The organism is Mesorhizobium sp. LNJC405B00 (assembly GCF_000502615.1).
Taxonomy (GTDB): Bacteria; Pseudomonadota; Alphaproteobacteria; order Rhizobiales; family Rhizobiaceae; genus Mesorhizobium.
In genome coordinates this window covers 343,768-362,096 of record NZ_AYWC01000004.1, presented here as the reverse complement: position 1 = coordinate 362,096, position 18,329 = coordinate 343,768, and the positions used below count along the sequence as shown (strand labels likewise).

General features: G+C 58.8%; 20 protein-coding genes and 1 pseudogene. 10 read left to right on the top strand and 11 right to left on the bottom strand.

What is annotated here, in order from left to right; all coding sequences use genetic code 11:
• Positions 1 to 37 precede the first annotated feature (37 nt).
• The 3 genes from X756_RS1000000167315 to X756_RS154620 form a co-directional block, all read right to left on the bottom strand.
• Positions 38 to 250, bottom strand: a complete 213-nt coding sequence (locus tag X756_RS1000000167315) for a hypothetical protein (RefSeq protein WP_245259911.1) — start codon at positions 248 to 250, stop codon at positions 38 to 40.
• Positions 247 to 402 (bottom strand): hypothetical protein, encoded by a 156-nt coding sequence (locus X756_RS154615; protein WP_155923545.1) that lies wholly within the window; start codon positions 400 to 402, stop codon positions 247 to 249. Before X756_RS154615 ends, X756_RS1000000167315 begins: the two co-directional genes overlap by 4 nt.
• 63 nt (positions 403 to 465) lie before the next feature.
• Positions 466 to 993 (bottom strand): ferritin-like domain-containing protein, encoded by a 528-nt coding sequence (locus X756_RS154620; RefSeq protein ID WP_023681150.1) that lies wholly within the window; start codon positions 991 to 993, stop codon positions 466 to 468.
• Positions 994 to 1,415: 422 nt separating this feature from the next.
• On the opposite strand from X756_RS154620, the gene X756_RS154625 reads away from it, so the two are divergent.
• Positions 1,416 to 2,816: a phospholipase D family protein gene (locus tag X756_RS154625; RefSeq protein WP_023729500.1), complete on the top strand. Its 1,401-nt coding sequence runs from the start codon at positions 1,416 to 1,418 to the stop codon at positions 2,814 to 2,816.
• Positions 2,817 to 2,907: 91 nt separating this feature from the next.
• Here X756_RS154625 and X756_RS18520 read toward each other — a convergent pair whose 3' ends face one another.
• Both X756_RS18520 and X756_RS154630 read right to left on the bottom strand, forming a co-directional pair.
• A complete protein-coding gene (locus X756_RS18520; RefSeq protein WP_023668045.1) occupies positions 2,908 to 3,204 on the bottom strand; it encodes a hypothetical protein in 297 nt (98 codons plus the stop codon).
• A gap of 73 nt (positions 3,205 to 3,277) precedes the next feature.
• Positions 3,278 to 4,270: a YihY/virulence factor BrkB family protein gene (locus X756_RS154630; RefSeq protein ID WP_023700031.1), complete on the bottom strand. Its 993-nt coding sequence runs from the start codon at positions 4,268 to 4,270 to the stop codon at positions 3,278 to 3,280.
• 193 nt (positions 4,271 to 4,463) lie between these two features.
• On the opposite strand from X756_RS154630, the gene X756_RS1000000168705 reads away from it, so the two are divergent.
• From X756_RS1000000168705 to ligD, 3 genes are all read left to right on the top strand, one after another.
• The gene (locus X756_RS1000000168705; protein WP_155921617.1) at positions 4,464 to 4,688 is read left to right on the top strand and encodes a hypothetical protein; all 225 of its coding nucleotides are present in this window, start codon (positions 4,464 to 4,466) and stop codon (positions 4,686 to 4,688) included.
• Complete coding sequence (locus X756_RS154635; protein WP_023687836.1) at positions 4,685 to 4,978, top strand: hypothetical protein; 294 nt, start codon at positions 4,685 to 4,687, stop codon at positions 4,976 to 4,978. Before X756_RS1000000168705 ends, X756_RS154635 begins: the two co-directional genes overlap by 4 nt.
• Before the next feature lie 161 nt (positions 4,979 to 5,139).
• A complete protein-coding gene (gene ligD / locus X756_RS154640) occupies positions 5,140 to 7,782 on the top strand; it encodes a DNA ligase D (protein WP_023729499.1) in 2,643 nt (880 codons plus the stop codon).
• On the opposite strand, the gene X756_RS154645 is transcribed toward ligD, so the two are convergent.
• The gene (locus tag X756_RS154645; protein WP_023729498.1) at positions 7,762 to 8,646 is read right to left on the bottom strand and encodes an alpha/beta hydrolase; all 885 of its coding nucleotides are present in this window, start codon (positions 8,644 to 8,646) and stop codon (positions 7,762 to 7,764) included. The genes ligD and X756_RS154645 overlap by 21 nt on opposite strands.
• Positions 8,647 to 8,827: 181 nt before the next feature.
• On the bottom strand, positions 8,828 to 9,298 hold the full coding sequence (locus tag X756_RS154650) for a GFA family protein (RefSeq protein ID WP_023729497.1): 471 nt from the start codon (positions 9,296 to 9,298) through the stop codon (positions 8,828 to 8,830).
• A gap of 192 nt (positions 9,299 to 9,490) precedes the next feature.
• Between X756_RS154650 and X756_RS154655 the strand changes: the two genes are divergently transcribed.
• From X756_RS154655 to X756_RS154665, 4 genes are all read left to right on the top strand, one after another.
• Positions 9,491 to 9,715, top strand: a complete 225-nt coding sequence (locus X756_RS154655) for a hypothetical protein (RefSeq protein ID WP_023668054.1) — start codon at positions 9,491 to 9,493, stop codon at positions 9,713 to 9,715.
• A gap of 284 nt (positions 9,716 to 9,999) precedes the next feature.
• Positions 10,000 to 11,493 carry a trehalose-6-phosphate synthase gene (locus X756_RS154660; RefSeq protein ID WP_023729496.1) on the top strand — a complete coding sequence of 498 codons (1,494 nt, stop codon included), beginning with the start codon at positions 10,000 to 10,002 and terminating at the stop codon, positions 11,491 to 11,493.
• A gap of 247 nt (positions 11,494 to 11,740) precedes the next feature.
• On the top strand, positions 11,741 to 11,905 hold the full coding sequence (locus tag X756_RS1000000169315) for a hypothetical protein (protein WP_023729495.1): 165 nt from the start codon (positions 11,741 to 11,743) through the stop codon (positions 11,903 to 11,905).
• 339 nt (positions 11,906 to 12,244) lie between these two features.
• Positions 12,245 to 12,508: a hypothetical protein gene (locus tag X756_RS154665; RefSeq protein WP_023681159.1), complete on the top strand. Its 264-nt coding sequence runs from the start codon at positions 12,245 to 12,247 to the stop codon at positions 12,506 to 12,508.
• A 225-nt stretch (positions 12,509 to 12,733) separates the two neighbouring features.
• On the opposite strand, the gene X756_RS1000000168700 is transcribed toward X756_RS154665, so the two are convergent.
• Together X756_RS1000000168700 and X756_RS154670 are read right to left on the bottom strand one after the other, a co-directional pair.
• Positions 12,734 to 13,024, bottom strand: a complete 291-nt coding sequence (locus tag X756_RS1000000168700) for a hypothetical protein (RefSeq protein ID WP_031262058.1) — start codon at positions 13,022 to 13,024, stop codon at positions 12,734 to 12,736.
• 2 nt (positions 13,025 to 13,026) lie between these two features.
• Complete coding sequence (locus tag X756_RS154670) at positions 13,027 to 13,581, bottom strand: response regulator (protein WP_050588792.1); 555 nt, start codon at positions 13,579 to 13,581, stop codon at positions 13,027 to 13,029.
• A 158-nt stretch (positions 13,582 to 13,739) separates the two neighbouring features.
• Here X756_RS154670 and X756_RS154675 point away from each other — a divergent pair, with 158 nt between their 5' ends.
• Entirely contained in the window at positions 13,740 to 16,853 is a 3,114-nt protein-coding gene (locus tag X756_RS154675) for a CheR family methyltransferase (RefSeq protein ID WP_023729494.1), read from the top strand.
• Positions 16,850 to 17,266, top strand: a complete 417-nt coding sequence (locus tag X756_RS154680) for a response regulator (RefSeq protein WP_023700039.1) — start codon at positions 16,850 to 16,852, stop codon at positions 17,264 to 17,266. The genes X756_RS154675 and X756_RS154680 overlap by 4 nt, the downstream gene beginning before the upstream one ends.
• Positions 17,267 to 17,447: 181 nt before the next feature.
• Here the strand turns inward: X756_RS154680 and X756_RS154685 are convergent, their stop codons facing one another.
• A complete protein-coding gene (locus tag X756_RS154685; protein ID WP_023725497.1) occupies positions 17,448 to 17,693 on the bottom strand; it encodes a hypothetical protein in 246 nt (81 codons plus the stop codon).
• Positions 17,694 to 17,783: 90 nt separating this feature from the next.
• Positions 17,784 to 18,186: pseudogene (locus tag X756_RS1000000166635) on the bottom strand (SDR family NAD(P)-dependent oxidoreductase); the annotation flags it as partial.
• Positions 18,187 to 18,329 lie beyond the last annotated feature (143 nt).

Below are 18,329 nucleotides of genomic sequence, written 5' to 3'. Positions count from 1 at the left end.
ATGCGACATAGGGTCGGTAGCCAAATCTTGCCTTTTGTCATCGTCCATCTGCATTTTTGCTCGAAGCATTGGTGCTTTGACCGGAAGCAGCGGATGTCTTTGCATCTTTGGAATGCGCGGCAATCGCCGGACCCGCGCCGGTAGCTTTACGCATATCGCCGCTCCCCTTGCCGTCAGTCGATTTCTTGCTCAACAGTCCTGAGAAATATTTTCCAAAGAAGCCCATCCGACTCTCCATCTTGGCGCTCATTCGGCGACTTTGCGGGCCCTGAACTCATCTCTGCGCTGTTCTCGCAACTGCCGAGGATCGCTGCGCGAACCACCAAGGGCGCGGCGCCTGACCAGCGCGGCCGAACACTCAAGCAGGAAACATTCCAGTCCTTTGTAGATATGCGTGACCATGTCCTTCATCTCCCGCGACCGCCTCGGCACATGGGTCGCCGAGGCGGTTGGGTAGGCGATCAATCAAGCCGCTTTCCGTTCTGCCGCTCGTTCGTTGACGCCGGCTTCACCGAGGGCAGTCAGCGCCTCGTCGGTGGCCTTCTCCTCCTCAAGTGTCGCATTGAGGAGCGCAACCACGTCATCCTTGCCGAGCGTCGTAGCCCAGGCAATCAGGGTTCCATACCTGGCAATCTCATAGTGCTCCACGGCTTGCGCGGCACCGACGAGCCCTGCATCGAGCGAAGTCGAACCCTTGTACTCCTGAAGGATTTCAGATCCTTCCTCCAGGATGCCGTCGATCGCCGGGCAGGTTTTGCCGCGCGCGGCCGCGCCGAGAATCTCGAAGACCTCCTCCAGACGTTCGACCTGCCCCTCGGTTTCTGCGAGGTGCTTCTCGAATGCTGCCGAAACTTGCTCTTCGGATGCGCCTTTGGCCATCTTCGGCAAGGCTTTCAGAATTTTCTTCTCGGCATAGTAGATGTCTTTGAGGCCATCGAGGAAAAGGTCCTCCAGGTCCTTGTTGTTGCCATTGGCTTTCTTGGCAGTGGGCATTGTGCCGTCTCCTCTGTTGAAAATTGCCCGTCGCGAGCATTTTCTTAACTCGGAAACCCGAACCCGGTTCCGGCATAATGGAGATATCTAAATTTAAGGGGTCGTGCGCTTCAGTGAGAACAACGACCACGTCATTCTCGTCGAAGAGCCGCGGCGGGGCGCACGCCATCGGGCTCTCGCCAACAGTTCACGGTGTGAGGGGCTGGCACTACAGGAGAAGCAAGTTCCGCGGCGGCAGCAGAGCAGTCGGGTCAACGCCTCTCAAGCCTCCTTACCGCTCTGCAGCCGCTTGATTGCTGGGCCCCGCTTGCATCCAGGAATTGGGTGATTGGACGCTGCGTATGCAACCAGAATACCTCAGAATGGTTCTAGCTATGATTTAAGCGGGATGGCGCGAGCGCCGTCCAAAGGTGGCAATTTTCATGGACGTATCGCTTTCGCGAACCGCAGACCACAACATCAAGGCCGGCAAGAGCGGCTTGCTGCTTGTCTCGGACAATTATGACGCTTTCGCCGTGCGCGTGCTGGCGGCAAGGAGCGCTGAGCGCAGTCTCGACCTGATGTATTACCTTTGGCATGATGACCACACCGGCCGCTTGCTGCTTCGCGAGGTTTTTCGAGCTGCTGAGCGCGGTGTTCGGGTGCGCATGCTCCTTGACGACGTCAATCCGCGCAAAAATGATGCGGCATATCTGGCGCTGAACCACCATCCAAACATCGAACTGAAGTTGTTCAATCCGAGCGGTATCAGGCGCGGCCGGATCATGCGTGGTGTGGAAGTGCTGTTGCGGCTCTTTGCATTGACGCGACGGATGCACAACAAGGCTTGGATCGTCGACGACAAATTTGCCATTGTCGGCGGTCGGAATGTTGGCGATGCCTATTTCGATGCGGCAGAAACCAATTTCCGGGACCTCGATCTGCTGCTCCTGGGGCCTGCGGTACGGCAAACCGCGGCGATATTCGATGCCTTCTGGGCTTGCAATGAAGCCAAGCCAATCAAAACCTTGGGATCAGTGGCTGAGCATGAGCATGCCAAATGGCTTGAAGGAAGCGATACCGGCCCCGATCCCAAATTCCTGAACGGCATCGGCAACCGGGGCTCGATCACAGAGTTTATTGCGGCCAGCAACGACGTTCATTGGGTGGATGGCGTGCGGGTCATTTCCGATCCGCCGGAGAAGGTTCGTGGTTGGAGACGTCGCAGCTGGCTTATGAAAGAGCTGCGTCCGATCATCCAATCCACGCGCGGGTGTCTGGAAATTGTGTCGCCCTATTTCATCCCCGGCAAAAGGGGCACAGCGATCTTGCTGGACCTTGTCGGCGCCGGTGTTGACGTTTCGGTTCTGACCAACTCCCTGGCCGCTACCGACGTGGCCGCAGTCCATGGCGCTTACGCAAACTATCGCAAGCGGCTGCTGAGGAATGGCGTCAAAATTTTCGAGCTTCAGCCGTTCAACCGGCGCTCGGCAATCTCGGTGTTTGGCTCGAAGGGCGCCAGTCTGCATACGAAAGCTTTCACCGTCGACGACAATATCGGCTTTGTTGGTTCCTTCAATTTCGATCCACGGTCAGTGTCCTTGAATTCGGAAATGGGCGTTCTGTTTGAGGATCCGAAAATGGTCGCCGAGCTGCGGCATCGATTCCAATCGGAAATATCTCCGGAAACAAGCTATCGGCTCGAACTGAAACACAATGTCCTGCATTGGCATGGATGCGGCGAAGGCAAGATTCAGGACTATACGCATGAACCAGAAGCCGGATTTTTTCGCCGTATCCTGGCGGTCTTCGTCCGTCACCTCCCGATCGAATCTCAGCTCTAGCATCTGATGATGGCCGAGGACCTCGCGATCTCAGCGAATTGCCCTGCCGGGGATCGCGTGAGCGAAACGTGAAACCCTGATCTACCACGGGTCAGCCAGACCGCATCACACCCGGTTCTTCGACAACCGCGTCGCCAATCCCATGCTGTCCGGCGTCCGGATCACTCGGCAACACGTCGGAAAAATTGACTGTGGCGACCAGGTATCCGGCTTCATCGTAGACCTTGATAGTCGATCCCGATTGCTTGGTTCCTGACCCAGGATCCGCCGCCACCGCTACGCGCGCCATCTCTATTGCTCTCGGACTGGCCATCTCCGCACTCGCTAGCTCTTCCTCGAGAGCGGTAGTCTGGCCGGATACTGTCGTCTCAAAGCGGAATTTTGGCATGGGCAACCTCCTGTTCCTATGCAATTCCGGTGTCCGGGTTGCGTTCCAAAGAAACAGAATTGGTGGGAAGCAGCTAAGATCGCCGCGATGGCCAGACCCGTGTCGCCACGAAGGTCAGCAAACCCGTGATCACAATCCAGGCCTGCACCTCGCGTTGGATGGTTGGTCCAAGGTTCGATGTCTGTCGCGACGGGCTCTCTGCCTCCACTATCGGTTGAAGGTCGGACCGACTGCCGAGACGGACGGAATAGGCCCGCGTGAACTCGGCGCCGAGCAGGAATATCTCAGACGAATAGTAAACCCAAAGCAGCACGACCAGCAGTGCACCCGCCGCGCCATAGGAGGATGCAATCGCGCTGGTTCCGATATACCAGCCAATCAGCGACTTGCCGATGGTGAAGAGCAAAGCGGTCACTGCCGCGCCAATTGCGACATCGCGCCAAGCGAGCGACCGGTCCGGCAGGATCTTGAAGATCGCGGCAAACAGAGCGGAAATCAGCACGAATGATACAATGCCGTTTATCGACGCGAGAATGATCGTGCCGAACGGCAGATGGGCGTTGATGACAGCGCCAAGCGCGGAAATGGCGGCACTCGCCGCCAACGACACAAGCAGTAGAAATCCCAACGCTGCAACCAGACCCAGGCTGGCCGCCCGCGCCCGCACCAATCGCGACACAGACATGGGTGGTGGGTCAATCTTCCAGATTGTGTTGAGCGAAAGCTGCATTTCGCCAAACACCCCGGAGGCTGTCACGAAGAGGGTGACGATGCCCACCAAGGTGGCAACAGTGCCGGCGGTTCTGTGAGAAGCGCTTTCGATGGTGCTGCGCAGAAGGTCGCCGGTTTGCGATCCCATCACGCCTGCGATTTCGGCCGACAGAGCGAGTTGAGCTGCTTCATGCCCAAAGACAAGTCCAGCAATCGCAACAACGATCAACAAGATCGGGGCCAGGGACGTAACGGCATAGAACGCCATCGCCGCACCGTGGCTGAGGGCATTGTCGTTGATGAATCCGAGGATGCTCTCCTTGCCAAGAACCCAGGCTTCGCGTGCCACCCGCATGGGGAATTCCTTTTGCCTCAACGAGCAACCTAGTGCTGTCGGCAACGAAAGCGAGACCTGCCGCCAGTGCGCGAGGCGCGATTGCCGAGACACGCCCGCTTGTCTCTGCACGAACGGCCAGAAATGTTCCATGCGGCGCCGGAACTCGCCGGGCTCGTAATGGTTATCGGTCATCCGATTGGAGTGATCAAAAATGCCTGATAATGAAAACCGTCGCGAGACCGGCGCAACGAAGTACCCGGCTAGAACAGGTCCTGATCCTTCGGATGCGTTCTCTCAGGATGCGGCCGGCAACAAGAAACCCAAGAGTGGGGTCGGTCTGACGCGGCCAGTCAATGAGGTGGATGACAAGACGCACCAATCCGATGGCCAGAACGCCCCGGCGAGGCCGGGCGGCGGAAACACGGTCAAGCCATGAACGTTGCCAATCTTCAGCTTGAAGGGTTGATGATGGCGGTCGCGTCAATCAACAACCTGCTCGTTCACAAAGGTCTGCTGTCAATTGACGAGATCGATACCGCCCTGCGAAAGGCAGAGGCGTCCATGACAGGTGACGAGCGGACCTACGAAGACATGTCACCGGCCAACCGTGACGCGATCTGCTTCCCGATCCGGCTTCTGCAGATCGCAAACAACGCGCAAGGCGAACTGGACATCCCACCATTTTCAGAGCTTGCAAAAATGGTTGGGCAAACCAAGGAACCTTAACGTCAGCGGTGACGACACCTGTAGTCTCCGTGAAGGCCTCATTTGACGCCGATGCCACTCTGAAGCGGAAAAGCAGCATCGGCGTCGTCTCGGCTATGAACCGAACCAAATCTCACCCACTGCGTTGAGTCCGGCGATGCGTCATTAGTCGGGGCACTTCCATGAAAACGGGCGAGCTTTCAACCTACCGGGCCAAAAGGGATTTCGCGAAGACGAAAGAGCCCAGCGGCGAAAGCTCGATTGCGGGTTCGAACCGGCTCCGGTTCGTCATCCAAAAACACGCGGCCACGCGGCTGCACTATGATCTTCGCCTCGAGCTTGGCGGGGTCTTCAAATCATGGGCTGTGACCAAAGGTCCATCACTGGATCCTCACGACAAACGACTTGCCGTGGAGGTTGAGGATCACCCGCTGGAGTACGGCGACTTCGAAGGCACGATTCCCAAAGGACAATATGGTGGCGGCACGGTGCAGTTGTGGGATCGCGGATATTGGGAACCGGAAGGCGCCATGTCTCCCGAAAAGGCGTTGGAAAAAGGCGACCTGAAATTCACGCTGCAGGGCAAGCGCCTGCATGGAAGCTTCGTCCTCGTGCGCATGAAGCATGACCGCAATGGCGGGAAGCGGACCAACTGGCTGCTGATCAAACACCGCGACAAATACGCGACAGAGGGCAATGGCGATGCGGTGCTGGCTCAGGACCGATCCGTCGCCTCCGGTCGGAGCATGGAAAGGATTGCAGCGGGAAAGGGGGCAGGTCCGAAGCCGTTCATGATCAAAGGTTCATCGTTGGCCGATGCGGATGCCGTTTGGGACAGCAAGCGCGGCCATGCCGACAAGCGCGCCGCCAGGTCGGCAAAGCCTGCTCCGCGGCCGAAGCGAGCCGCTGGTGCCTCAGCGGCGAAGATGCCCGACTTCATCCCACCACAGCTTTGCGCGACGCTCTCCCGGCCGCCGGCCGGGACGAACTGGGTTCACGAAATCAAGTTTGACGGTTATCGCGTCCAGTTGCGCGTGGAAGACAAGGACATCGCGCTTAGGACCCGCAAGGGTCTTGACTGGACGGAGAAATTTGGCGCCATCGCAAAGGAGGCCGCCAGTCTTCCCAACGTCATCATCGACGGCGAGATCGTAGCGCTTGGCAAGAACGGCGCGCCCGATTTTGCCGCACTGCAGGCAGCGCTGTCGGAGCGCCGGACGAAGGACCTGATCTACTTTGCCTTTGACCTGCTCTTCGCAAATGGCGTCGATCTGCGAAAGATGCCTCTCTCACAACGGAAGGAACGTCTGAGCGAGATGCTCGGCGAAGTCGATCGCGGCGAGCAAAATCTCATCCGCTATGTCGAGCACTTCAGCAATGGCGGCGACGCGGTGCTGCGTTCTGCCTGTCGCCTTTCGCTTGAGGGGATTGTCTCCAAGAGGGCCGATGCAACCTATGTTTCGGGGAGGACCGACACCTGGGCAAAATCGAAATGCCGCGCCGGGCATGAGGTGGTCATCGGCGGCTGGTCGACGACCAACGGCAAATTCCGGTCATTGCTCGTCGGCGTCAATCGCGGCGAACATTTCGCCTATATCGGCCGTGTGGGGACCGGATTCAGCGAGGCAAAGGTCAAGCAGCTGATGCCCAGGCTGAAGGAGATGAAAGCCGCGACGTCGCCGTTTACCGGCGATGGTGCACCGAAAAGGAATTCAACCGTCTTCTGGACGAAGCCGGAATTGGTCACGGAAATCGAGTTCGCCGGCTGGACCGGGGGTGGCAATATCAGGCAGGCCGCCTTCAAAGGCCTGCGTGACGACAAGCCCGCAAAAGACGTGGAGGCCGAGCGTCCAGCCGATCCTCAAGAGACGCCGATTGCCGATCCTGCCAAGATGACTGGCAAGACAGGCAAAAGCCCGGTTGTCATGGGCGTCATCATTTCCAAGCCGGACAAGCCGCTTTGGCCGAATGCCGGCGACGGTCAGCCCGTCGACAAGCTCGATCTTGCAGAATATTTCGAGACCGTTGGCCCCTGGATGATCAGACATATCAAAGGTCGTCCCTGTTCACTCGTGCGCGCGCCGGATGGCTACGCTGGCGAGCAGTTTTTCCAGCGCCACGCAATGCCAGGCACATCCAATCTGCTGGAACTGGTGAAAGTCTTCGGCGATCACAAACCGTATCTGCAAATCGACCGCGTCGAGGGTCTGGCCGCGATCGCCCAGATAGGCGGCCTTGAGCTTCACCCCTGGAATTGCCAGCCGGGTCATCCCGAAATACCTGGCCGACTTGTCTTCGACCTTGACCCTGGTCCGGAAGTCCCTTTTGCGAAGGTGGTCGCGGCTGCCAAGGAAATGCGCGATCGTCTCGAAGATCTGGGCTTGGTGAGCTTCTGCAAAACCACGGGCGGCAAAGGCTTGCATGTCGTGACGCCATTGGCGGCCCAACGCAGCAACACGACATGGGCCGAGGCCAAGGCCTTCGCAAAGGCCGTCTGCATCCAGATGGCGGCAGACAGCCCGGATCTCTACCTCGTCAACATGGCCAAGAAGCTGCGGACATCCCGGATTTTTCTCGACTATCTCAGGAATGATCGCATGGCGACAGCCGTCGCCCCTCTCTCCCCTCGCGCCAGGGAAGGCGCGACTGTATCCATGCCGCTGACCTGGAGTCAGGTGAAGGCGGATCTCGATCCGAAAAAATACACCGTTCGCACGGTTCCGGGCCACCTGAAAAAGACCGTCGCCTGGGCCGACTACGACGATGGCGAACGGTCGATCAGCATCGCCATCAAACGGATCGGTTCAGCAAAGCTCGCCGCATGACGACGTCGGTTCGCGCAAGAACGCCATGACAGCTGCGGCTACCGCGTCGGCTGCTTCTTCGGCCATATGATGTCCGCTATCGATCCGTTGGCCCTTCAGTTCGGTGGTCCAGGGTCGCCAAACATCCAGCACGTTGCCGTAAAGTGCCTCAAGATCATCGCGGGCGGACCAGAGCGCCAAGGTCGGGCACGCGACCCGGCGACCAGCTTTCCTGTCATCGGTATCGTGCAATTGATCGATGGCCAGACCTGCCCGATAGTCTTCAAGCATGCCGTGAACAACATTCGGATCGTGGATTGCGTCCTTGTAGTCGACATAGGCCTCAGCCCCCATGGACTCGGCTGAGCCGCCATACCATGCGTCAGGATCGGCCATGATTGCGCGTTCGGGCTTGTCCGGCTGTGCAAAAAAGAACCAGTGCCACCAGAGCTTCGCAAAGCGGGCGTCGCAGCGTTCGAGGGCTTCCAGGATAGGGACGCTATCCATGACGATCAGATGGCTGATCGCTGACGGGTGATCCATCGCTGCTCGGAACGCTGTGTAGCTGCCGCGGTCATGGCCTGCGATCGCAAACCGGCCAAAGCCGAGATGTCGCATGAGAGCGATGCAGTCCCTGGCTTTGGCACGCTTGGAGGATCCAGCATGGTCCATGGCGTCCGCCGGTACCGAGGACCGGCCAAAGCCCCTCAGATCGGGGCAGACAACTGTGTGGTCGGCGGCGAGAAGTGGGGCTACCCGGTGCCAGGTAACGTGCGTCCGAGGATGGCCATGCAGCAAAAGAAGCGGCGGGCCTGAACCTCCATACCTGACTCGCAGTGAGGACTCGGGCAGATCCACAGTCTCTAGCTTGAATCCTTCAAACATCCGCTTCTTTGTCGTCAGACTGTGAAAACAAGTCCCCCATGTCCATCTTCAACCCACGCCGGTGAAATTGGTTTCGGGCATTTGTCCGTTTGGAGATCTCTCTCATTCCAATGGTTCGGCCGCGTTCCGCCAGCCCTGGCGCTGGCTTGCAGGTACGACGCCCGAGATCCAGCCTCCTGCCTCACCGGTCTCTGGGATTGCCCAGGGCGGGGTCGCGCGCTCGGGTGTAGCCCTCGACGCGAGGCAAACCGTCATCCATCCTGATGAACGGCAGTCGCATTTCCCAATAGGCCTGGGCTTGGGGATGGAACTTCTCGGGCGCGTCCATGAATCCGATCGAGATGTAGAACTCGTTTGGCAAGCCTTCATCGGTGTACCCAATCGAGGTGCCACATTCCGAACAGAAGGAGCGCACGACGCCCCTGGTTTTCGAGAATGTTTTTGGTTTTGGGCCGAGCCAATGGACCTGATCTGGACGATAGCCAATCCAGATCGTCAGTGGGCTGCCGATCGCTCGTCGGCAGTCATCGTCGTGGTCGAAACAAATCCAAAAGGGATCGCCACTGAATTCAGCTGTGATGGCTCCGCAAAAGCAATGCCCTCGATCAATCCGGGCCGGTTTTCTGATCGTCGTTCGGGGTTTGTCGTCCATGGTAATCTTCCGGCCAGCATGGTGGCGTAACGCCGCAGACGGCAAGCAGTTCCTTTGGACGTCACAGAGCCGCAGATGCGCGCAACCGGCGGGCTGCTCGTCAATATCATTTGAGGCAGATCAGGCCTTAATTTGTTGGGAACATTTTTTCAGGTCCGCACTTTGTTCGCCGTCTGACCAAAGGAGGCGACCTTGAAAACACGACGCATCGACAGGGAAAAGATCGAGAGGGCGGATCGAGAAGCCAAGTTGCTGTTGGAAGCGGAGCGGCATGCCAGGGAAGCCAAGACGGCGCGGCTTAGAGAACAGCGACAGTTGTTGGAGGCATCGATAGCGCAGACCCCGCCCGCGCCCGTAGCCGCAAAGCAGCCGCCCCGCCAACGAAAGCCGACGCGCAAGGTAATCGAGGTGGACTGACGGTTTGGTCAGTTGGGGCTTTTGCCAAGGTGGGGAGTTGATATGAGGGGATCCGGCAGCATGAATACCAAAGCGGTAAGTCCGGCCGTCGCCAAAGCGGCTGCTCGGCGTGCTGGATCGGGGTCTCATCACCGGTGCGTCCGACGACGATCCTGCGAGAGCCGCTGAAAAAGGCGCCGAGCGGGCCGAGAATGTGATCCAGCGAGTCCGGCTGGACACTTACGTCGGGAACAATCGCACGCGCGGACCGTTCCCCAAGCGATCTTCACGCTCAGGATTTGCTCTTGTTGCAGCGACCGGATGAAATTTTCAACGAGGCCTCGCAAACGGTTGGTGATCCCCTTGAGCGCGACGCCTTAGGTGGGGAGGCTGAGCTAACTGGCGATCGCGCCATCCCGCGTCGTCTGGTTGTCGTCTCGAACAGGCTGGGGAACATTCGCGATCTGTCGCAAGCCGGCGGACTTGCTGTAGGCATCGGGGATGCGTTGGCCGAGCGTGGAGGCCTGTGGCTAGGAGCAAGCGCCGAGTATCAGGACTACGCCGCGAGCGACGAACCGCTGATCCGCTTGGAACGCGTGGGAAAGATCGAGACGGCTGCGCTTACCCTGCCCTATGAGGAGTATTCGCTCTATTACAATGGCTATGCCAACAGCACGCTGTGGCCGCTTTTTCATTACCGACTCGACCTGGTGAACCACCGGGCAGAGTTTCTACACGCCTACCGGCAGATCAATGCGCGGTTCGCGAAGGCGCTCGCAGGACTGCTGTCGGGCAACGACGACCTGGTGTGGGTTCACGACTACCACCTTATCCCCTTGGCCGCCCAGTTGCGGCGGCTGGGAGTCCGGAATCGGATCGGTTTCTTTCTTCACATACCGTTCCCGCCGCCCGACCTGTTTGTAGCCACGCCCGACCATGAAGAACTCATCGATGACCTGCTTCAATATGACGTCGTGGGGTTCCAGACCGAAACGGACGTGGGGAATTTCCGGCGCTCAGTGCAGGCGGCCAACTCCATTACTTTTGATATCAATGGTTCGGCTGAGATGAACGGCCGCACGGTGTTATCGAGGTGTTTTCCGATAGGCATCGACGTCGATTCAATCGCACGCATGGCCAATGAGGCGGCGGAGGATGTGCAGATCGATTCCATGCGCCGCCAGATTCTGGGCCTCAAGCAAATCATCGGCGTCGATCGGCTGGACTACTCCAAGGGTCTCCCCGGCCGCATGCAGGCTTTCGCTCGTCTTTTGGAAAGGCATCCGGAACACGAGCGAGCGGCAACCTATTTGCAGATTGCGTCGCCGACGCGGGAGGAGGTCAGCGCCTATGCCGACATCCGGGCCCAGCTTGAGGCAACCGCCGGCGCGGTCAACGGAAGATACGCGGATTTGGCTTGGACCCCGATCCGCTACATCCACCGTGCCGTATCACGCTCTCGGCTTGCTGGCCTGTTGCGCGCTAGCCAGGTCGGATTGGTCACGCCCCTGCGTGACGGAATGAACCTCGTCGCCAAGGAATACATAGCCGCGCAGGACGAAGCCGATCCCGGAGTGCTGGTATTGTCGCGCTTTGCAGGTGCGGCCGAAGAACTTGCCGAATCCTTGATCGTGAACCCGTATGCGGTCGACGAGGTTGCCGATGCGATCGCAAAAGCGCTCGCGATGCCGCTTGACGAAAGAATTGCAAGGCATAGTGCACTGCTCAAGCGCATCACGCGCAATGACGCAGCAGAATGGCGGCGGTCATTTCTCGCCACGCTCGCGGGCGAGAACTAGCGCCTGGCATCGATGCCTGAATCCGTCCGTGTGTCACGCGTTCCCACACGGTCATAGCCCGGCCATAACCCGGCTGGCCGGAGCAGTTCGAAAGGCCTTGAAGCTGATCATGTACCTTGTCAGCCCGCATCAGAAACTTTTCGCTCATTGACGGAAGCGCGATAGCCCGCCTCAATCGGTGGACTATCGAAGGCTCCAGGGAACACACCGCCGGTCCGGTCGTTTGGGCTCTGATAGGAGATCTGCGATGACAAGGAACCCCACGCGAAAGGACAGTGATCTCTCTGAACAAGAGGCAATCAAGTTGGCCGAAGCCACCGACGTGTCACCCGGGCAGGCCAAAGAGCTTGCAGCCGAGCACGGCAAAGACGGCGCCAAGAAGGAAGCAAGAAATTACAAGGCGGAGGGCTGACTATGGCGGCCAGTGGATCCGCAAACGACAGAGACGCACGAGCCACTCTCTACGCACAAGGCGTAATGGAAGCCGAGCGTAAAGCGCGGGAAGAGAAAACGGCGCGATTGCGCAAAGCCCGTTTGGCGCGCGAGGAGATCAATCCGCCTGCACCCGAGCGGAAACCGGCAGTGCCGAATGCGCCAAAGCGGGCCGCCAAACCAGGCAGCCGAAAAGGTGGAGAAGATTAGCTTCAGCTTCTTCGGCTGTGCCGGCGGCACGCGTCGGGGAAGGGCAGACCGTGCGGTCGATCTGCACGATAAATTTGTACCTCATCGAACGACACAAAGGAGTCCAGTGATGACGGAGCATGTGTCCCGGAAGGAAGAACAGCGTGGCACCCGAAATGTACTCGGGTGGGGCGTCGTCATTGCGGCTGTGATCTTCGTCGCCCTGCTAGCCTTCTTTGTGTTCATACCCCTTTCAGGCGGATCGTGGCAGACATCGCCAGTAAAGCGCACCCCGGAACAGAACCAAGGCGGCAATGCCCCCGCCGAGACATCACCCGCGCCCGGCGTTAAAAAGAACCCGCAAGAAAATACCGAGATGCCAGGGCAGCAGTGATCGACCTTGGGCTGCGACCCAAGTTGGCCCTGATCTTCCTGATCGTCTCATCGGCGTCATGATGGGATCAGGGCCTTCTGGGCGCAGGAACCGCTGAGCTATTGAGACTGGGGTTTCGCCCACATCGAGCGCAGAAAGATTACCGCAGCAGCATCGGTCTGGCGAACGAGGCGATGACGCCATCGTGGAACTCGAGGCACATCAAGATGCCTAGCTGCAGGCCGTTCAGTTGGGATTTTTCAGCTGCTTTGACAACAGCAGTTGCTGCTGCAGCTCAAGGGCGAGCTTCAACAGCCGTTCAGGTGTTTCCTCTTCCGCGATTTCGTCGAGCAGCGCTGCGAGTGCGTCGCCCTCAACAGGATCGCGGAATGAGTCAGGTTTGGTTTGCGGAGGTTTGGCCACGAGGATTTCTAGCAGGAATGCGGCCGTATTTGCAAGACGAAGCGAAGCGCTCTTGGGGACGGGTACCGTAGCGGGGGCGGTCGACAGGGCGGCCTGCGGCAAACTATCGGACAATCTTAATTCATGATGCCAGACCTGTCGTTGCGGAGCACCTCCTCCATGAGCGTGTTGAGCCATTCGCTCAAGGGAAGGTCATGCCGCGTCGACAACCGCTCCTCCAGCGCCGCCTTCAATGTCCGTTCGACGAGGCGATCGGCCGCCTGTGGGTCGCCCAGCAGCAGCCGCGCGGACAGCCTCAGTTTTGGAAGAGCGCGGAAAACATTGTCTTCACCAAGCGCTGTTGATTGCGCGGCGAGGATCCCGGCAACCGTCCTGAACCCGGCCGGCTTGGAGAGGTTTTGGGTGTATCGGAACCGCTCCGGCAGGGTGATCTGATCGTTTCCGGAGAAGAATACGAACGGGATGCCTCTGTCCGTCAGCTCGTCGGCGAGGGGAAAAACAGTCTCACCGTTGAGGTCGATGTCCAGCACCGCCCCATCCGCTGAATCGATATATCGTCGAGCCCGGCTGACTGACGACACCGGCCCCAAAACGGTCGCCCCACAATCGCTGAAATAAGAGGCAAGTTCGCTTGCCAGCAAGAATTCGTCCTCGACGAGCAGAATTCGCATGCCTAATAACATAGCAGCCCTCCGGGCTTTAAACGGCGGTCGCGTCCATCGGTTCCGTGGCGATCGGCGGTGCGGGATGGGAATTCGACCAGGAACGGTTTACACATTGGATCGAAATCAGCGCTGCCGCGTTGCATTTCACTGAAGCAGGACAATTGATGCAAAAGCTGCCGAGGTTCCCCATAGTCGGTATTGGCGCCTCTGCGGGCGGCATTGCCGCCATGGAGGGATTTTTTCGCGGGATGCCGTCTTCGAGCGGGATGGCGTTCGTGATCGTCACGCATCTTAGCCCCGAACGGGAAAGTCTGCTGCACGAAGTGATTGCGCTTTACACCGGAATTCCGGTTCGTGTCGCTGAAGATGGAATGGGTATCCATCCTGACACCGTCTACGTGATGCCGCACAACGCGATCCTCACCATCGAAAATTCCAGCCTAAAGCTGCGCCAACCGAATTCCGTGTCCAGGGAGCGCAAGCCCATCGATATCTTTTTCAGCGCGCTGGCCGAGGATCAGGGCGAATACGCCGTCGGCGTCGTCCTGTCGGGCGGCGATTCCGACGGTACGTTGGGCATCAAGGCAATCAAGGAGAATGGCGGCCTGACGCTGGCGCAACTCTCCGACGAGTCGGGTCCGAGCAATCCCGACATGCCGCGCAGCGCGATCAGTTCCGGTCTGATCGATATCGCCATCCCAGCCGATGAGATGGGTGCGAAACTCATGGAATTTGCCCACAGCTTTGAACTGCTCGACGAGCTTGAAGCTGACGATGGCAAGGCCAGTGCTTTGAAACTCCGCAAGGGCCAGGAGGAAATCTACGCGATCCTGCGCAGCCATTCGGGACATGATTTCTCGGGCTACAAGGCCAAGACGTTCTTGCGTCGCGTCAGGCGACGCATGCAAATAACGCAGAACACCGCGATCGATGCCTATATAGAGTTGCTTCGTTCAAATGCGGAGGAAGTGCGGTCGCTGTTTCGCGACCTGCTGATCAACGTGACAAATTTCTTCCGCGACACGGACGCTTTCAAGACCCTGGAAGAAACCGTCATCCCCAAACTTTTCGAAGGCAAGGACGCCAACGATACGATCCGCGTCTGGGTGCCCGGCTGCGCAACCGGCGAGGAAGTCTTCTCGATCGGAATGCTGATGCGCGAGCATATGGATACACTTTCGGCTGTGCCGCGCATCCAGATTTTCGCCACGGACATCGATGACGCGGCGCTGGGCATCGCACGTTCGGCGCGCTATCCGGAGTCATTGCTTGCGGGCGTTTCGCCTGGACGTCGCGAACGCTTCTTCAGCAATGACGGCACAAGTTTCATCTTGAGCAAGAGCGTACGTGATCTCTGCATCTTCTCGGCGCACAGCGTCATCCGCGATCCACCCTTCTCGCGCATGGACATGGTGTCGTGCCGGAACCTCCTGATCTATTTCGGCCCCGATGTGCAAAAGCAGGTTATTCCGACCTTCCACTATTCGCTGAAGCCCGGTGGCTATCTGTTCCTTGGCACCTCCGAAAGCATAAGCCAGCATGCCGACCTGTTTGCACCGGTCGACAAGAAACAACGGATCTTCAAGGCACGAGAACATTCGGCGCCGCCGCGGCTGCCGATCTTGTTGAATGCTGCGCCTGCAACCAACTTTTCCAGCGCCAATGACACACATGCCCGCCGCGGCTTGTCTTATTCCCTAAGGCAAACCGTTGAAGCGCAGGTTCTCGAACGCTTCGCTCCGGCTCACGTCGTCGTCAATGGTGATGGAGATGTCGTCTATTACTCGGTCCGAACCGGCAAATATCTCGAGCCGCCGCAAGGGGTGCCGAGCAGACAATTGCTCACAATGGCACGCAGCGGCCTGCGTCTGGAATTGCGCGGCGCTTTGCGGGAAGCCGCCGAGGGCCGGCGCACGGTTGTGCGCGAAGCGATAGCCATTGAAGAAGATGAAGATCGTGTCCAATTCGTCACATTGACGATCGAGCCCTTGACTGATCGCGGCAGCGGCGAGCCGCTGTTTCTCGTCCTGTTCGAGCCGGTGGGCCAGCCGCAGCCGCGGCTGGAGGCTCTAAAGGTTCGACAGCCGGTGGCATCTGGGATTGCTGATTTCGAACGCGAGCTCCGCGATACGCGCGAGCGCCTGCAATCGACGATCGAAGAATATGAGACCGCGTTGGAGGAGTTGAAATCTTCCAATGAGGAACTCGTCTCGGTCAACGAAGAAGCCCAGTCCTCCAATGAGGAGCTCGAGGCCTCCAAGGAAGAAATGCAGTCCCTCAATGAGGAATTGAACACCATCAATGCCGAACTGGTTTCCAAGATCGAGGATCTCGATCGTGCCAACAGCGATCTGAAGAACCTGTTCGAGAGCACACAGATCGCGACTGTTTTTCTCGATACCAAGCTGGTTATCCGCAGCTTCACGCCGGCGGCGTCTTCGTTCTTCAACTTGCTGCCGACCGACATCGGAAGACCGCTGACCGATCTTGCCAGCCGGCTCGATTATCCGCACCTGCGCGACCATATTGCCCAGGTTTTCAGGGCCGGCGAGATGATCGAGCACCAGCTGCCGCGCGATAGCAACGGCATCCACTATCTCGTGCGGCTGATCCCCTACCGCGACAGCGCGCGGAAAATCCAGGGCGTGGTGGTGACCTTTGTCGATGTGACGACCATGGCTGAAGCCGAAGCCCACCAGCGGGTATTGATCTCGGAACTCAACCATCGGGTCAAGAACATGCTGGCTGTTACGGTCAGCATTGCCAGTCAGACCCTGAAAAATGCTCCCTCTTCGGAGGCTTTCGCCGAAGCGCTCATCGGTCGCCTGCGCGCCATGGCGCGGGCCTACGGAGTGCTCTCGCGCGAAAGCTGGAAAGAGGTCTCGGTCGAGGAAATCGTGCGGCAGGAAGTCGAGCCGTTCGGGCTGGAACGCATCAACACCACAGGCGAGGACATTCGGCTCAAGCCTCAGCAGGGCCTGTCGCTTGGCATGGTGATCCATGAACTTGCCACGAATGCTGGAAAATATGGCGCCTTGTCCGTGCCAAACGGCGTGGTGTCCGTGACTTGGTCGGCGTCGGATCACGGTTTTCAGCTCGAATGGTTAGAAAGCGGCGGTCCCGCTGTCAGTCCGCCTGAGAAGACGGGATTTGGTCTTTCGCTGGTGAAGGGCGAAATTGAGTATCGGCTTGGCGGAAATTTTGAAACATCTTTCGGTTCCGATGGTTTGAGCTTGCGGATTGAGTTTCCGTTTGATCATCGGGAGAGCGAAACGTGACTGCATCTCGTATCCTTGTCGTCGAAGATGAATGGCTGGTCGCGGAGGAGCACCGCGCAATCCTGGAAGAGGCCGGCTTCGCCATCGCCGGGCCAGTGCCGTCCGTTGCTCGCGCGAAAAAGCTGATCGAGAGTGAAGTCATATCTGCTGCGGTCCTGGACATTGGTCTCGGCGGCGAGACCAGCGCTGCCCTTGTCCCTCTTCTAGCGCAACGCGGAATTCCGTTTGTTTTCGTCAGTGGGTACACGGCATCCGACATCCCGCAAGATTTGCGTCATCACAAGATGCTGTCAAAACCCGTGTGGGCTGCCGCGCTGGTCGAGGCCGTGCGAAATATGCTCGGTGTTCAACCGACAGCTTTGGCAAGACACCAGGACAGCGGAACGGTGCCAACCCAACGAGAAGCCCGATAACTGCACAAAGACACTGGTTTTTCACCAGAGATGCGACGACATTCGGGTCCAGGCCCGAGCCGGCGTCGCCGGCAAGTGCCTGCGATCCGGCCGGCACGATTGGCATGCTCGCGGTCTGGCGTACTCCAGCGCTGGGCGAAAGTTCGCCACCGCGCGACGATTGGTCAGCCGTGTGAGCTTATCAAACAACGGGCAGTTCGCCCTCGGTTTTCCTCGCGTCGAATAGGACGCCAAGGCCGTAAGTGACGGCGCCAGCGGCAATCATCTCTGCCAACGCTGCGCTCGACACCGGGCAATGCGGCATGACAGCCTTGATCGCGAGTTCGGCATTCGCGATCGACACGAAATCGTGCCGTCGCTTACGCGTCTCCAGATATTGTTCGATCAACATCTGCAGTCGCCTTCTTTCTATATCATCGCCAGCCATTGGTTCCTCCTGTAGACAGACTGAAAGCCCACCACGCCTAAGGAGCGGTGGGCCTGGCGGCCCTTTTTGAGGACCGTGGACTCTAGTGAGGCGGGCAGCGTTGCTGACCAGGATGTCGAGACCGCCGAGGGGCGTTGCTGCTTCATCGACCAGCTTTCTGCAAAAGGCCTCATTGCGGATATCGCCGGCAAGCCTTTTGACCTGCCGCTTTTATTAGGTCCACCAGTTCGTCGGCGTCTTCCTGTTCTTCGGGGAGGTAGCCGAAAGCAACGTCCGCACGCTCGCGCGCGAATGCAATCGCCGCCGCACGACAGGTTCCGGAATCGCCGCCGGTTATCAGCGCTTTGCGACCGGCAAGCCTGCCTGGTCCCTTGTAGGTCGTTTCGCCGTGATCCGGGCGCGGCACCATCTTGCTGGCCAAACCCGGCCACTTCTGTTCCTGTGGCTTGAACGGCGGCTGGGGATATTGCGTCACCGGATTCTGTTTGAGCATCGGGCTCGCAGGGCCTGCTTTAGCAGGCACTGTTCCCGTATCGGCTGACGCCGTGGAAGCATAAGCGGCGAGAATTCCTCCCGCCATGCTTCCAGCGACAAGTCTACGCGCTGCGTCTGGTACATTGTCATGCTGGTCGTGGT

Bases quoted from the DNA above. Each gene is read 5' to 3' on its own strand.
- X756_RS154625 (WP_023729500.1), top strand. From the start codon at position 1,416: ATGGACGTATCGCTTTCGCGAACCGCAGACCACAACATCAAGGCCGGC.
- X756_RS154650 (WP_023729497.1), bottom strand. From the start codon at position 9,298: ATGGACGACAAACCCCGAACGACGATCAGAAAACCGGCCCGGATTGAT.
- X756_RS154620 (WP_023681150.1), bottom strand. From the start codon at position 993: ATGCCCACTGCCAAGAAAGCCAATGGCAACAACAAGGACCTGGAGGAC.
- X756_RS154635 (WP_023687836.1), top strand. From the start codon at position 4,685: ATGAACGTTGCCAATCTTCAGCTTGAAGGGTTGATGATGGCGGTCGCG.
- X756_RS154665 (WP_023681159.1), top strand. From the start codon at position 12,245: ATGACGGAGCATGTGTCCCGGAAGGAAGAACAGCGTGGCACCCGAAAT.
- X756_RS154675 (WP_023729494.1), top strand. From the start codon at position 13,740: ATGCAAAAGCTGCCGAGGTTCCCCATAGTCGGTATTGGCGCCTCTGCG.
- X756_RS18520 (WP_023668045.1), bottom strand. From the start codon at position 3,204: ATGCCAAAATTCCGCTTTGAGACGACAGTATCCGGCCAGACTACCGCT.
- X756_RS154630 (WP_023700031.1), bottom strand. From the start codon at position 4,270: ATGCGGGTGGCACGCGAAGCCTGGGTTCTTGGCAAGGAGAGCATCCTC.
- X756_RS1000000168705 (WP_155921617.1), top strand. From the start codon at position 4,464: ATGCCTGATAATGAAAACCGTCGCGAGACCGGCGCAACGAAGTACCCG.
- X756_RS154615 (WP_155923545.1), bottom strand. From the start codon at position 402: ATGGTCACGCATATCTACAAAGGACTGGAATGTTTCCTGCTTGAGTGT.
- X756_RS154685 (WP_023725497.1), bottom strand. From the start codon at position 17,693: ATGGCTGGCGATGATATAGAAAGAAGGCGACTGCAGATGTTGATCGAA.
- X756_RS154670 (WP_050588792.1), bottom strand. From the start codon at position 13,581: ATGCGAATTCTGCTCGTCGAGGACGAATTCTTGCTGGCAAGCGAACTT.
- X756_RS1000000167315 (WP_245259911.1), bottom strand. From the start codon at position 250: ATGAGCGCCAAGATGGAGAGTCGGATGGGCTTCTTTGGAAAATATTTC.
- ligD (WP_023729499.1), top strand. From the start codon at position 5,140: ATGAAAACGGGCGAGCTTTCAACCTACCGGGCCAAAAGGGATTTCGCG.
- X756_RS1000000169315 (WP_023729495.1), top strand. From the start codon at position 11,741: ATGACAAGGAACCCCACGCGAAAGGACAGTGATCTCTCTGAACAAGAG.
- X756_RS154645 (WP_023729498.1), bottom strand. From the start codon at position 8,646: ATGTTTGAAGGATTCAAGCTAGAGACTGTGGATCTGCCCGAGTCCTCA.